This window comes from Mariniphaga sediminis, assembly GCF_003573545.1.
GTDB lineage: Bacteria > Bacteroidota > Bacteroidia > Bacteroidales > Prolixibacteraceae > Mariniphaga > Mariniphaga sediminis.
In genome coordinates this window covers 117,631-132,107 of record NZ_QWET01000008.1, presented here as the reverse complement: position 1 = coordinate 132,107, position 14,477 = coordinate 117,631, and the positions used below count along the sequence as shown (strand labels likewise).

At 44.3% G+C, this 14,477-nt stretch carries 8 protein-coding genes and 1 riboswitch; of the genes, 2 read left to right on the top strand and 6 right to left on the bottom strand.

What is annotated here, in order from left to right:
- The first annotated feature begins 177 nt into the window (after positions 1-177).
- Together D1164_RS12450 and D1164_RS12445 are read left to right on the top strand one after the other, a co-directional pair.
- Complete coding sequence (locus D1164_RS12450) at positions 178-2,067, top strand: S9 family peptidase (protein WP_119350314.1); 1,890 nt, start codon at positions 178-180, stop codon at positions 2,065-2,067.
- A 313-nt stretch (positions 2,068-2,380) separates the two neighbouring features.
- Positions 2,381-2,477, top strand: a riboswitch (TPP riboswitch).
- 40 nt (positions 2,478-2,517) lie between these two features.
- Entirely contained in the window at positions 2,518-4,959 is a 2,442-nt protein-coding gene (locus D1164_RS12445) for a TonB-dependent receptor (protein WP_119350313.1), read from the top strand.
- Positions 4,960-5,084: 125 nt separating this feature from the next.
- Here the strand turns inward: D1164_RS12445 and D1164_RS12440 are convergent, their stop codons facing one another.
- The 6 genes from D1164_RS12440 to D1164_RS12415 form a co-directional block, all read right to left on the bottom strand.
- Complete coding sequence (locus D1164_RS12440) at positions 5,085-6,215, bottom strand: chorismate transformation enzyme, FkbO/Hyg5 family (protein WP_119350312.1); 1,131 nt, start codon at positions 6,213-6,215, stop codon at positions 5,085-5,087.
- 57 nt (positions 6,216-6,272) lie between these two features.
- On the bottom strand, positions 6,273-6,965 hold the full coding sequence (gene deoC, locus D1164_RS12435) for a deoxyribose-phosphate aldolase (protein ID WP_119350311.1): 693 nt from the start codon (positions 6,963-6,965) through the stop codon (positions 6,273-6,275).
- 90 nt (positions 6,966-7,055) lie between these two features.
- Complete coding sequence (locus D1164_RS12430; RefSeq protein WP_119350310.1) at positions 7,056-8,063, bottom strand: alpha/beta hydrolase; 1,008 nt, start codon at positions 8,061-8,063, stop codon at positions 7,056-7,058.
- Positions 8,064-8,312: 249 nt separating this feature from the next.
- Positions 8,313-10,760, bottom strand: a complete 2,448-nt coding sequence (locus tag D1164_RS12425; RefSeq protein WP_147372173.1) for a T9SS type A sorting domain-containing protein — start codon at positions 10,758-10,760, stop codon at positions 8,313-8,315.
- A 323-nt stretch (positions 10,761-11,083) separates the two neighbouring features.
- Positions 11,084-12,895 carry a hypothetical protein gene (locus D1164_RS12420; protein WP_147372172.1) on the bottom strand — a complete coding sequence of 604 codons (1,812 nt, stop codon included), beginning with the start codon at positions 12,893-12,895 and terminating at the stop codon, positions 11,084-11,086.
- Between the two features lie 87 nt (positions 12,896-12,982).
- Positions 12,983-14,458: a sensor histidine kinase gene (locus D1164_RS12415; protein WP_119350307.1), complete on the bottom strand. Its 1,476-nt coding sequence runs from the start codon at positions 14,456-14,458 to the stop codon at positions 12,983-12,985.
- Between the last annotated feature and the right edge of the window lie 19 nt (positions 14,459-14,477).

Sequence of the window (14,477 nt, the reverse complement as noted above, 5' to 3'; positions counted from 1 at the left end):
ATCATTTGGAATGAAATTAAGCCCATTAAGCTGGGTAAATTTTTATTCTTAGGGTACAGGTCAGAAAGGCATTTTTTATTCAAAGAAATATGCAAATAGATTAAAAAAGAAGAAATTGACTGTAATTTCAAATATTTTTTAAGAACTTATTACTTAAAATCTTAAAAACTGATTGTTATGAAAAAATTGCTGGGTTTTGTCACATTGTTGTTCATTTTTATTGCATGTAATCAACCCCCCAAAAAGGCCCCGGAGATTCCATTGGAAGATTTTTTCCGGAATCCGGAGAAGACGGCTTTCCGGCTTTCCCCAAATGGCGAATATTTTTCGTACCTGGCGCCCTGGGAGTCAAGAATGAATGTTTTTGTACAGGAAACAGGGGCGGACTCTGCTTTGCGAATTACTGCTGAAACAGAACGCGACATTGCCGGTTACCTGTGGAAAGGTAACGATCGTATTCTGTTTCTGAAAGATACAGGCGGAGATGAAAATTACCATTTATATGGAGTGAATGCGGATGGGAGCGACCTGAAAGGCCTGACTGTCTTTGAGAAAGTACGGACAACTATTATTGACGATTTAAAAGAAGATGACGATGAAATAATTGTCGGTTTGAATAAACGTGACCCTACGGTTTTTGATCCTTACCGTTTAAATGTTCTGACTGGTGAGATGACCATGCTGGCTGAAAACCCCGGGAATATAGTAGGCTGGATGACCGACCACGACGGGAAACTGAGGGTGGCAATTACATCTGACGGTGTAAATAATACCATTCTTTATCGCAATACGGAAGAGGAAGATTTCCGGCCTGTTCTGACAACAAATTTTAAGGAAACAGTGTCGCCGGCGCTCTTTACTTTCGATAATAAAATGATATATGCTTTGTCTAACCTTGAAAGAGATAAAATTGCACTGGTAAAATTTGATGTGGAGAACGGGAAAGAAGCCGAGGTTTTGTTTGAGACGCAAGAGGCCGACATTGACGGAATCAATTATTCAAGAAAAGATAAAAAATTGCTTTCGGTTACATGGACTACCGACAAGGAGAAAGAACATTTTTTTGATGCCGAAGCGGAAAAAATGAAGAAGGAACTGGAAGGAAAACTTCCTGGTTACCAGGTGGCAGTGGGCAGCCACAATAAGGCAGAAGACAAATTTATGATTCGTACATACAGTGACCGGACCAGAGGCGCCTATTACTTTTATGACAAAGCAACAAAAGATTTGACCAAACTGGCTGAACTAAGTCCATGGCTCAACGAAGAAAACCTGTGTGAAATGAAGCCGGTTTCCTACACATCGCGTGATGGCCTTACTATTCAAGGGTATCTGACGCTTCCCAAAGGATATGAAGCGGCAAATCTGCCGGTGGTTATCAACCCACATGGCGGTCCGTGGGCCCGCGACTACTGGGGCTTCAATCCGGAAGTACAGTTTCTTGCCAATAACGGATACGCTGTGTTACAAATGAATTTCCGCGGTTCTACCGGATTCGGAAAGGAGTTTTGGGAATTATCATTTAAACAATGGGGCCGCACCATGCAGGACGATATTTCTGACGGGGTGAAGTGGCTTATTGATCAGGGAATTGCCGACCCCGACCGCGTGGCCATTTATGGTGGAAGTTACGGGGGATACGCCACACTTGCCGGTCTTACGCTCACTCCGGAACTGTATGCTGCCGGTGTAGATTATGTGGGGGTTTCCAACATGTTTACCTTTATGAAAACCATACCCCCTTATTGGAAACCAATGCTCGACATGCTTTACGAAATGGTTGGCCACCCCGAAACCGACAGCCTTTTGCTGGCCGATGTTTCCCCGGTATTCCATGTCGACAAAATCCAGGCCCCGTTGTTTGTGGCCCAGGGTGCCAACGATCCCCGGGTGAACATAAACGAATCAGATCAGATTGTAAATGCGTTGAAAGAACGGGGAATTGATGTGGAATACATGGTTAAAGACAATGAGGGACATGGTTTCAGAAATGAAGAAAACCGGTTTGATTTTTACCGTGCCATGATCTCTTTCCTTGATGAACATCTGAAACCTGCCGAAGAATAAGAATTTTTTAAAATAACTGTCATTATATTGTGGTGTTTCGCCAGTTGTCCGCCTGGTACCCGCCAATTCCGGGCAGTTGCAAAACGCCGCGCCCCGTAAAAAGCAAAGCAGGCAAACCTGTCGGGATTTTGAAATCCTGGCAGGTTTTTGTTAATTAGCCCTCGTTGAAGGCAAGAGATTTATATATAGCAGATTAAAGCAGGGCCGCAGGAGTTTCAGGACGCCGGGCGTTCTGAGAGAGCCCGAAGCAGCAGGCTTTATTTCAACGTTTCGTTTTGCCCATTCAAAAAAACCTTTTTAAATTTGTGCCGACATTTACGCAATGGGGTGCCTTAAATATAAGGGCTGAGATCATACCCACAACACCTGATCCGGGTAATGCCGGCGAAGGGAGGGCAAAAAGGGATTCGTCCCACTCCATTGGTTAGTTTATAACCAAAAATTCTAAAAATGAAATGCTTAAGTATTTGGTTGCTTCTGCAACTGATGGTTTTTGCTGCGCTGGGACAGCACAACCTGAAAGGAACTGTTACCGGGAGCGGAGAGCCGTTGCCGGGAGCCAGCGTCGTTATTGAAAAAACTTTTTACGGTTCTTCCGCCCATAGCGACGGGAGTTTCGAGTTCCGAAACATTAAAAAGGGCAAGTATGTATTGAAAGCCTCATTCGTGGGGTACGAAACCAAAGAAGTACCTGTGGTTATTCCTTCAGCCGGCGAAATCAACATCGACCTGGAGCCCGCCACCGTTATGACCGGCGAAGTTCTGGTGGAAGCTACCCGTGCCAGGGACAAAACGCCTGTGGCGTACACCAATATTTCGGGAGATGAAATTTCCTCCCGGAACATGGGACAGGACATACCGTACCTGCTCCAGTTGAGTCCCTCATTTGTTGCAACCTCCGATGCCGGCGCCGGTGTGGGATACACCAACTTCCGAATCCGTGGAACCGATCTCAACCGAATCAATGTAACGGTGAACGGTGTTCCGCTTAACGATGCTGAATCACACGGAACATGGTTTGTGGATCAGCCGGATTTGGCTTCGTCTCTTGAAAATATTCAAATTCAGCGCGGGGTAGGTACTTCTACCAACGGCGCAGCGGCATTTGGCGCTACCATTAACCTGCAAACCAATACACTCAGGAAGGATGCCTATGCGGAATATAAAACGGCTGCCGGTTCGTTCAATACTTTTAAAAATACTGTTTTGGCCGGTACCGGCCTGCTCGATGGAAAATTCACCCTTGATGCGCGTCTGTCGCATGTGGACTCCGACGGTTTTATCGACCGGGCTTTTTCCAACCTGAAATCATTTTATGTTTCAGGCGGATATTATTCCGGAAACACCGTGGTGAAAGTCAATGTTTTTTCTGGTTTGGAAAGAACCTACCAGGCTTGGAACGGGGTGCCCTCGGTTAGGTTGAACAATGATCTGGAAGGGATGCAGCGTTATGGGGAACACTGGCTTTATTCGCCTAAAGAAACGCAGGAAATGATAAATTCTGACAGCCGTACATACAACCTGTATACTTACGAAAACCAGGTGGACAACTATCAACAGGATCATTACCAGTTACATTTTTCACACAAATTTAATCAGGCGCTGAATTTAAATGCATCGGGGCACTACACCCGGGGGAAAGGCTATTATGAGAATTACCGGGCCGATGAAGACCTTGAGGATTATCGGATCCCGGATGTGATTGTTGGAAATGATACAATCGGGTCGTCGGACGTAGTGGATCGTAAGTGGCTTGACAACCATTTCTACGGACTTACCTTTTCGCTCAATTACAACAAAAACAAAAGCGATTTTACCTTTGGCGGTGGTTGGAGTACCTACGACGGCGATCATTTTGGGAATGTAATCTGGGGACAATACCTGGGCGAAACGGATTATAATCATGAATGGTACAATGGTAACGGACTGAAAAAAGATTTAAACGTCTATGCAAAATACAGTTACCAGGTAGCTGAAAAGCTGAACCTGTTTGCCGATTTGCAATACCGCCGGATCGACTATCGTATAGAAGGAATCGACGATGATTTACGCGACATTTCGCAGGAACATAAATTTAATTTTTTCAATCCGAAGCTGGGTGTTTTTTACGAACCGGCCGATAACCAGGATTTGTACATCTCTTTTGCCAGGGCCAATCGCGAACCTAACCGGACGGCCTATGTCGATATAGACCCATCGCAGAAAACACCGGTAAGTGAAACCATGAACGACTGGGAAGCAGGCTATGGATTTCACTCAGCCACCTTCACCGGGAGTGTCAATTTTTACTACATGAACTACAAAAACCAACTGGTGCAAACGGGTGAATTAAACAATGTAGGATCGCCTATAATGGTGAATGTGGACGACAGCTACCGGGCTGGGATTGAATTACAGGCCGGAGTGCTCATTGCCCGTAATTTGAAGTGGCAGGTAAACGCCACATTCAGCCAGAATAAAATCAAGGATTTTTCGGAGTATATAGATAACTGGGACACCGGAGAACATGATATTATAGAACTGGGTACTACCGACATTGCATTTTCTCCCAATGTTGTTGCCAACAGTCAGCTCGTTTTTGAACCTGCCAAAAACCTGAACGTGGCACTGATCTCCTCTTATGTTGGTAAACAGTACATAGATAATTCTTCCAGTGATGAACGTAGTCTGGATGCCTATTTTGTGAACAACCTGAAAATCGATTATTCGTTTAAACCCGGATTGTTCGATGAAATGGGGCTTCATCTGATGGTTAATAATCTTTTTAACGAAATGTATGAAAGCAATGCCTGGGTGTATTCTTACTCCCTGGGTGGGGAACGCTTCAAAATGGACGGCTATTTCCCGCAGGCCGGACGGCATTTTATGGTAGGGGTGGATTTTAAATTTTAGAAATTTCACAGGTTTATCAGGACTGACAGGATTAGTACGCTGTCAGTCCTGATAAACCATCCTGTTTTTTGAATCGTAAAAGCCGGGTTTTGTTTTAGGGGGCTGTTTCAATACAACCTGTAAATTTATTCCAGAATCACTTTTCCTTCAATTTCTACCAGTAAATCGTCCCGGCAAATATCGGCTATGATGTACACCACAGGAAGGTTACCATAGTACTTTTTAAAGGTTCTTTTTACGGCTGCAAAGTCTTTTCTGTTTTTTATATATACCCGGGCATGTCCGTATTGGGGCTGAAGGAGGTTCCCTGAGATTTTTAAAAGCTGTTCCGGAGAATATAATTGCTGAATGTTATTTATGGTTATCCGGGTTTGTTCAACAGGATCTCCGGTGCCCACCGTTTTTTCTCCCCGGATAGAAGCTGTTCCTGAAATAAAGACCATCTTTTTTTTAAACAATTCAAAGTAGCGGGCACGTTCAAATTTAGGGGTGGACTTCTCTTCGGGTTTATCTGCAACCAGTACTTTTTTGCTATAGTCGTGGGCAGCTACCTGCTCCGGATTATCCAGCGGGATACTGACAGCATCACGGGAATTCACGGCAACAAATTCAATAAGCACCCCTCCGCGGTTTATCCCAATGCCGGTGGCAGCCGGATATCCTGTTTTGTCAAAATACCCGGAGTAAAAAGCCGAGCGGACATTGTTAAACTCCTGGTAACACTGTCTGCCATTGTCCATCCCAAGAATATTTTCGATATAATTCCATTGGCGTATGACTGAATCAACCGGCAGTGCGGCCTGTTGCAGTAATCCTTCTAGTGCTGAGAAAGCAATCTCCGCATTTTTACGGCATGTGTTTATCCTGTTCGATTGTACATTGCCAATGAGGACTTCCGTTTTTTCCCGCTTAAAAAGGATGGCGGTTCCGTTCTTATCATGAATTAAACCGGCCTGCCACAAGGTTGAATCATAATAAAATGCTTCCACAAGCACCCGGCATGTTAACGGAGGTTGTGCAATAAGACAGACAACAACGGGGGAGGGGAACTTTTCGCCTACCTGTTTTTCCAGCTTTGCCGAAAGGTTCTGGTAGTCCTCTTCCGAAGCGGTGTCGACAAAAAAATTCAGTTTGAAAATTTTTTTAGACGCATTGAAATTTTTCAATTGAAATAAGCAATCCAGCAGTTGATTGTCAAAACCGGCGCAACTGTTTTGGGGTTTTATGTAGATTCTGTCTCCGTTTAAAAAATACATACTGTTCCTTTTTTGAAAAGGGGTACAAATATGTTGGATTTTTTTGTAGAAATAAAATCAGTAGCCACCATTTGCTTTCCCGCCATTCAGGACAGCTTCCGTTGAGCCGATGCCCAGACGATCGGCCCCAAGTTCCAGAAAAGTGACAGCTTCATCCCAGGTGCGGATACCACCGGAGGCTTTCACTTTCATTTTTCCTTCCACTGTTTTTACCATCACCTCCACAATTTCAGGAGTTGCTTTCCCCGGTCCGAAACCGGTGGACGTTTTTACAAAATCGGCACCTGCCGCGTGGGCCAGTTCACAGGCTTTGGCAACCTGTTCTAACGTAAGGTACCCGCTTTCCTGGATAACTTTAACCAAAACGCCGTGTTTATGCGCTACATCCACCACCGCTTTTATGTCTTCTATTACGTAATAATCATCTTCGCCCAAAAACTTCCCGATGTTCATGACCATGTCGATCTCGTCTACTCCGTCTTTAATGGCTTGCTCTGCCTGAAAGGCTTTGACTGCGGTGGCGTCGGCACCATGTGGGAAACTTAACGTACAGGAAACCTTTACGCCGCTACCCTCCAAAAGTGTTTTGGCTGCCCGAATGTCGCAGGGCTTCACGCACATACTGAATACATTGTGTTTAATGCACATTTGCGCATGACGGTGTAAATCGGCTTCTGTATATTCCGGTTTCAGCACGGCATGATCTATAGTTTGAGCTAATTGGTCTTTCCTGATATTTTTAGAATCCATACTTTTCTTTTTAAATTATAAAAAACCTTGGGAGTACTTTGTTGCCCTGGCTTCCAGAATGTGTTTCCTGTTGGAATGTCTGAACCCAATTCAGTTGGCCGGATCCAGTAGCAAAACCTCTTTTCCAAAATTAATTGTTTCCCTGATGACATTGTCTACAGCGCCGGAGGTCAACTCACAGGCAATTACATGTTCGCCGGCATCGGGGAAAGCGAGTTTTACTTTTCGATCGGAGGAAGTTCCCAGCTGATCAAACATTTTCAGCATCGCATCCACCTTTACCGTTTTGTCCTGATTGTCTTTGTCTTTAAAATAATAACCAAGGAAAACCGGCGCCGTCACCTTGCGGAAGGTTTCCTTTTTCATGGTGACATCCACCAGTTGTTGTAAATAGACCACTGCTTCCATCCGGTATTTACAATTCCAGTATTGGCAGTCTTTGGACTGAAAGTCTTCGTTTGTAATCCGGTACTTTCCTCCGTTAAACTTCCGGCCTATTTGCAGCCCCCATGGTTTTGAGAGCAGGAACGCGGCGCTATTGTTAATTCTGATGTTGGGTGAAAATAAAATGAGGCCGTCCACATATTCGGGAAAGTCTGCAGCCAGTTGTAACCCAAGTGTGCCGCCGGTAGAGGTACTCATAATAATGACCTTTTTGCCCAGACTGCGTGCCACCATCAGCGCTTCCTTGGCCGATTCCCACAGGTTGTCGGGTGTCATATCGATTAGCGCATCTTCCGTTTCAACTCCGTGAGAAGCCAGCCGGGGCAGATAGGCATTCATTCCAAAGTAACGGGCAAACGTTACATGGGCAGGGTACCCCTCGTACCATGAAGCTGAAAATCCATGCAGATAGAGCAGGCAGTGATCTGTACGCTCTTTTACCGAATCATTGGCCCAGGCAATCCGTGTTTCGTTATCAGGTTTGATGTTTACCTCCGCTTCTTTTTTGTTTATGTAAGGTTCAATATTACTAATACTGGCCGGCAGGGAGGGGAGGTTTTTATTCAGTTCGGGACGGGGAGGTTTGGGGCCTAAAAGGTATGCTACGACTAAAACCACCAAGAGAATAAGCAGGTATCTTTTCAGTTTTTTCATCAAAATATATTTTTTGACAGGCGGGTGCAAAACACAAAATAAACCGCCCACCTGTCAGTTTTTTGTTTTAAACGGGCTGAAACAGGCCAAACGCAAAACTGATGCATCTGTCAGAACTTCAATAATGGCCGGTTTCCTCGCCGGTTGCGCAAGTCAGGCGTGTTTTGCCGCCGCAAATTAACAATAATAAAAACGTAAAATTACGATTTCACCATGAATCTGACAACTGATTTGGGAAAAGGGATTGGCTTACCTTTTGATTATTTTTTTTGAAAACACTTTCGAACTTCCGTCTGAGATTTTTAGAAGATAAAAACCACTATCGATACTGTTTAGTTCCAATACTTTTTTCATTTCTCCGCTAACATCCGTCGCTTCTTCCGAGTAAACGGGTATGCCAGCCAGGTTGGTTACTGAAATATCTATTTTTTCCATTGAACCGAAACCGGAATATTCAATAAAAATTTGGTTATCGAAAGGATTAGGGTATGCTTTCAGCTTGTTTTGAACCATGATGTCAGCGTTTGTGGTGGTGCTTTTTTTAATTTCGAGATTGTCAATGGCCCATCCCCAGCCTGAAACAGATTTGTCGGAGGCCAGCCTGAAACGGAAAATGACTATATCTCCGGGAGAGAAGCCGGTATCTTCTGTCAGTTTGATGGTCTTTTTCAGAAACATTCCCTGGTTCCCAACTGCCTGCGATTTGTTGTTTATGGTGGAGCTTTCAAAGAGGTAAGCCCAATCGCTACTGACTCCCGAATCATAGCCGGGCGTCAGCGGATGCCAGGTTAATCCATTATCCCTGCTTCCTTCCACAATAACAAAATCCCAGAAAAGTTCGTCTGTATACGAAACGCCCTCTTCCCCCGGCTCTACAAGTACCACCTCGTCGAAACGCATCACTCCGTTTTCCGGAAGGATTACCGGGTATTTTAGTTGAGCCATCAGGTCGTATTTTTCATTTTCAAATGCTGAAACAGGATAAGGATGCCGGGTGTGCAGGATGTTCCCTGCAAATCCTGCAACCCTTGAGATGCTGAAGTCAGCCGTCACAAAATCTCCGGCCCCATATTCGAAATCAGTAAAATAGCTCGTGACAGGTGTTAATGGATTAAAAATATTCACCAGATAAAAACCGGAAGAGGGTAAAATTCTTTTATTTCCGATATTCGATTTGTCTTCTGCTACAAGCCGGTATTCCAATGTTCCGGTTTTTAAAATTTCATAAGAAAGACCGATTTCTCCTTCATAAATATCATCTTCTGTAAGGCTGAGTACGCAGGGTTCCTGAAAAGTTCCATTCAGTTTATATTCGACTTTAACTGATTTGATTCCCATATTGTCTTTGGCAACAGCCGATAAATGAAGGCCGGCAGAGTTTGCGTTTACTATCTTTTCCGGATTGTGGGCAACTGTAGGCGGAATGTAGTCCGGACCTATTTGCAGTGAAAACTTTTTAGATGGAGCCGAAAGCGGAAGTTTAAAAATTTTACCACTTTCGGTGGTCAGTTTGAGGTAATACTCCACCTCTCCGCTATAGTAATCGAGTGGTATTTCTCCTGAAAAGCGGTTAGTTCCTCTTTCAACCTGGAGGGTTATGGAATCAGATGTCTGAAAATTATCGGTGGAATATACAAAGCTAACCACCGGGTTGTTAAGTTGAATATTGGAAAGGACACCCACCCCCACATTCAGTTCGGCACACGGCTCTTCAAAATCTTTCAGTTCGTCAAAGTCAAATGAGACAGAACTCCAACCCAATTCTGATAAAATTTCCAGTACTTCATTCCCCGGACTGTGAATGGCCTGTCCCTTTAAGGCGAATGTTCCCATCAGGCCGTTTCCGGTAGTCAGATGATATATGCTTTCCCCGTCTTTCCAGACAGGCGGAGCATAAACCCAACCGATGGGATTATTCATTTCATCTGCATAGGCAGGCTGAAAAAACTTCAGCTTCTCTGAAGTAAGTTGCTGATGTAACTCAACTGAAGGTCTGAAAAATACCGACTGATCGGCCAACTGCTGATTTCCTTCATTGAAGATATAATAATCATAAACACTGGGCAGGTTATTCCCGTTGTCAAAAAATCCCATTTCTCCATTGTCTTTAAAAAAACCCGAGAATCCTAACCCATGGGCAATTTCATGCAACACGGCGGTAATAAAATCATACCGCGTTTCGGGTGCATTGCCATCCAACCCAAAATACCAGGGATAGGTATTGCTGAAATTACAAAAAATATCTGGTTGTCCCGGGTTGATATCCTTTCCGGCCAGTTTTTCCGCAAGTGCAACTGGGTAATATACATCCGCTAAAGGAGTGCTTTCGAAATTCATATAAAATGTAGCAGGCCGGCCCAGAGCCAGTATGTTGTCTCCTATATCTTCCCAGGTTGCCAGTATTTTAACCGGAACAGCAGAAGCAATAAGGCCTTCCCATATCGAAACAGCATACTCGAAAGCCTGTCTTGCTTCCTCGGGGAAATCCACATAGGTTACATTGATTTCTGATTTGCCCGACTTGGCTGATTTTAGCCGGTTAAATTGTGCAGGAGGTGCTACATATTTTTTGTTGCTTTCTTCAGACGCAATGTTTACCATACTTTTTGAATAAGCCTCCCCTAAAATATTTATTTTTTGTGCCTGAACGCTGTATGTTACGGCAACAATCAGGCCTGCCCATAGCGTCCGTTTCATTTTTTTATTTTTTTTCAAGTAATAATCTAAAGTAGTGATAAAGAGTGAGGCACTTGAATGTTTTCTGCTGAATTGAATAACTAAAAGGGAAGAAAAAAAAGACAGGTAATTATCCGGCTGAAGGGATTAAAAGATGAGGGTAATAGTTTAAGAAACTGATTTTAATCGGCAATTGTTTCCTGCTTTCCAGGGGTGCGAAAAAATGAGGGAGTTTTCGAGGGCTAATGTGTTGGAAATAAATGATGCTTGCTTAAAAATGTTTTGGCGTTCTAATAACAGCAAAGTTTTATTAGAACGCCAAAGCATCTTTTTCGAAATAATTTTTACTGAACAGAAACCACCGGACAGTTTACCAGTGCGACGCCCGAAGCCAGCAGGTTGGCATTCATGGCCGTGGTCCAGTTGTTTACCATATCGAAGTCAGCATTGTCATACACATCCACATCCCAAAGTGGCGAATAGCCGGCATCAGAAGGAATGGTTTCGACCACATTATGCGTTTGCATCGATCCCCCTTCGGTAACAAAACCGGATGGCGGTCCTCCGCCTTCCATTCCCGGATTGATATTGAATGTTACTAAAATATCGGAAACAGGGACATCCGGATGACCCTCTTCCGGTAGCTCAACAAGCAGTTGCTTTTCTGAAAAATCGAAGTAGTGCACCACTTTATCTTTATACCATCCGCGGATTAACCCGTTGGTGTTTTCCGGATTTAACCGGAGTGATGCTGTAGAACCTTTGGGAACCACCGGACAGTTTACAATTAGGTTTGTCCTTTCGGCCGGATAGTTCATTGCAGTTAATTCAGCCAAGCTGGTAACTGTATTGGCACGATAATAAGCCGGAACCGTTACCTTGTGGACATGCCAGAAGTCGCTGTACTCTTCATCGCCCGGGATTACGTTTACAATATTCAACTGCCCCTCCACAGGAGTGTTTTCCCCTTCCCGGAACAGTACAAAAATAGGCGCTGATTTTAATGGCATTACATCAAAATTGTAGTATTGAATTTTTTCGCCGTTTGGGCCCAGTCCTTTTGTAATAAACGGCGCCTGATCAAAGTCAATGGGAGCGTTGGCTTCCGGAAAACCATTTGAGCCGTCGCGGACAAAAAGGTTCCCAAAGTTTTCGCTGAAGCGGTCAACGGAAACTTCTTCAGCCATGTCCGGATCGGAAGGAAGATTTCCCTCTTCCACCGATACTACCGGGCAGTTAACCAGTGCCACGCCTGAAGCCAGTTGGTTGGCATTCATGGCTGTGGTCCAGTCATATACCATACCGAAGTCTGCATTGTCATACACATCCACGTCCCAAAGCGGCGAATAGCCGGCATCGGTAGGAATGGTTTGAACCACATTATGCGTTTGCATCGACTCCCCTTCAGTAACAAAACCGGATGGCGGCCCTCCACCATCCATCCCCGGGTTGATATTAAAAGTCACCAGAATGTCAGAAACGGGTACGTCAGGATGCCCGCTGGCAGGAGGGGTCACAGTCAGCATTTTCTCTTCAAAAGTAAAATAGAAAATCACTTTCCCATTGTACCATCCCCGGATTAGATTTTTGGGTTCGCCGGAGGTAAAACGCATGCTGGCAGTGGAACCCTCCGGGACCACCGGACAATTCACCACAATATCCGTTTTTTCTACCGGGTAGCTCATTTCCATGATTTCCTGTACACTGGTAACCGAATTGGCAACATAATCGGAAGGAACAGTTACTTTGTGTACGTGCCAGAAATCGTTGTAGTCATCGTCTCCGGGAATTACATCCACAATATTTAACTGTCCGGAAACCGGTGTGCTTGCTCCTTCCCTGAACAGAGCATAAATAGGAGCCGAAGTAAGTGGTTGCACGTCGAAGTTATAATATTTCACCACTTCGCCGCCTGGCCCCAACCCCTGGGTAATAAATGGCCCCTGGTCAAAATTAATGGGTTCGTTGGCGCCGGGTAGCCCGTTTGAGCCATCTCTGATAAACAGTGTGCCGGCCTCTGCGCTGAACCGGTCGATGGAGACTTTCTCTGCTGTATCAGGGTCTTTTGCCATGGGAGGTATAATATCTTCTTCTTCCTTACACGCAGCAAAAAGAACCGTCAGCAGAATCAATGTAATGCGAAATTTTGTTTTCATGTTCATACAATTTTTTTGTTTGTACAATCAAAGTTCCGCATTGTATATCACGGCAAAATCACAAAGCCTTCAAATTTTTGTAAAATTTTATGAAACCGCTGTTGCAACGGGTAAATCGAAAACAAAGGTGGTTCCTTTGCCGTACTGACTGAATACTTTTATTTGTGAACGATGCAATTCGATTATTTTTTGGACGATGGCCAGGCCAAGCCCGGTACTTCCATGATCGTTTCTTCCTTTGTAATACCGTTGGAACACATTCGGCAGGTCTTCCTGTTTGATTCCCTGACCTGAATCGGCTACTTTAACTTCCACCCAATCCTGTTTTTTAGGATCGATTTCAATATTCACCGTATCCCCTTCTTTACAGAATTTTAGTGCATTGTCGATAAGGTTTTGAAGTACCCTGTCAATGAGTGAAATATCCGCTTCTACGAGGGGCACATTTTTATCGATAACCGTATTTATACTTACACCCTTTTTTTGTGAAAGAATGCGATACTTGCCTGCAATATCATGCACCAGTTCAGAAATAGAGAACGGCTCAGGGCTGGGTTTAATCTGGTTGGTTTCCAGTTTCGATAATTCAAACAACTCTTCGACCAGCTTTTTTAGCCTGGAGCAACTTTTCCAGATAATTTCGAGATACTTTTGTTGCTCTTCTTTTGACGCGGTATCTTTTTTCAGCATCAACGTTTCAGCATATCCCTGGATAGATGCTACAGGGGTTCTTAAATCGTGCGACACGTTGCTTATCAGTTCCCGACGAAGGTTGTCAACCCCTTTCAGTTCCTGAATATTGCTTTCTATGGTGTCTGCCATCTGGTTAAAAACCAGCCCGATTCGCTCCAGTTCACCTTCGTTTCTGACAGGTATGCGTGCCGAGAGGTTCCCATTTCTGAATTGGTTGATTCCTCTGATAATCGGGTTTAGCCTGCTGGTGATAAACCAGATTGCCAACAACCCCACCAGGGCCGAAATAATGAGAATGATAATTATGGACCGGATGGAAAGTCCGAGAATATAACTACTGATTACAGCTTGTGATGCCGATACATACTCCTGGCTGGCCAGCACAATATAGATGTATCCGGTTAGTTTTTCGTTTTCAATGACCCGTGCTGCCGAAAAGGTTTTAAACTCGCCCGGGTTTCGCGGGTCATCGCCATAAATAATGCTGTGCTCCGGGTCGTTCAGAAATTCTTTGATGGGAGCCAGGTTTACTTCTTCAAGCTTCACCACTTTGTCGGGTGCCACATATTTCAGAATTTTTCCCTGGGGGTTGAGCAGATAGACTTCAACAATCGGGTTAATCACCATCATGGAATGCATGATGTCCGCTATCGCTTCTTCGCTGATGACACCGTTTTTCATTAATGGCTGGATAACATCTACCATGTTGGGAGCCAGTTCACGATTGAGTCGCTGGTTCACCTCAATGTTATATCTTGTAGCCGACTGAACCGAAATGTAAAGCGTAATGGCTGTGAAAAGAATAAGAACCAGCAAAAAAATTGCCGATACCTGAAGGTACAGCCGGTTGAATATTTTTGATTTTATCATTTTCTGAATCGTTTAATTC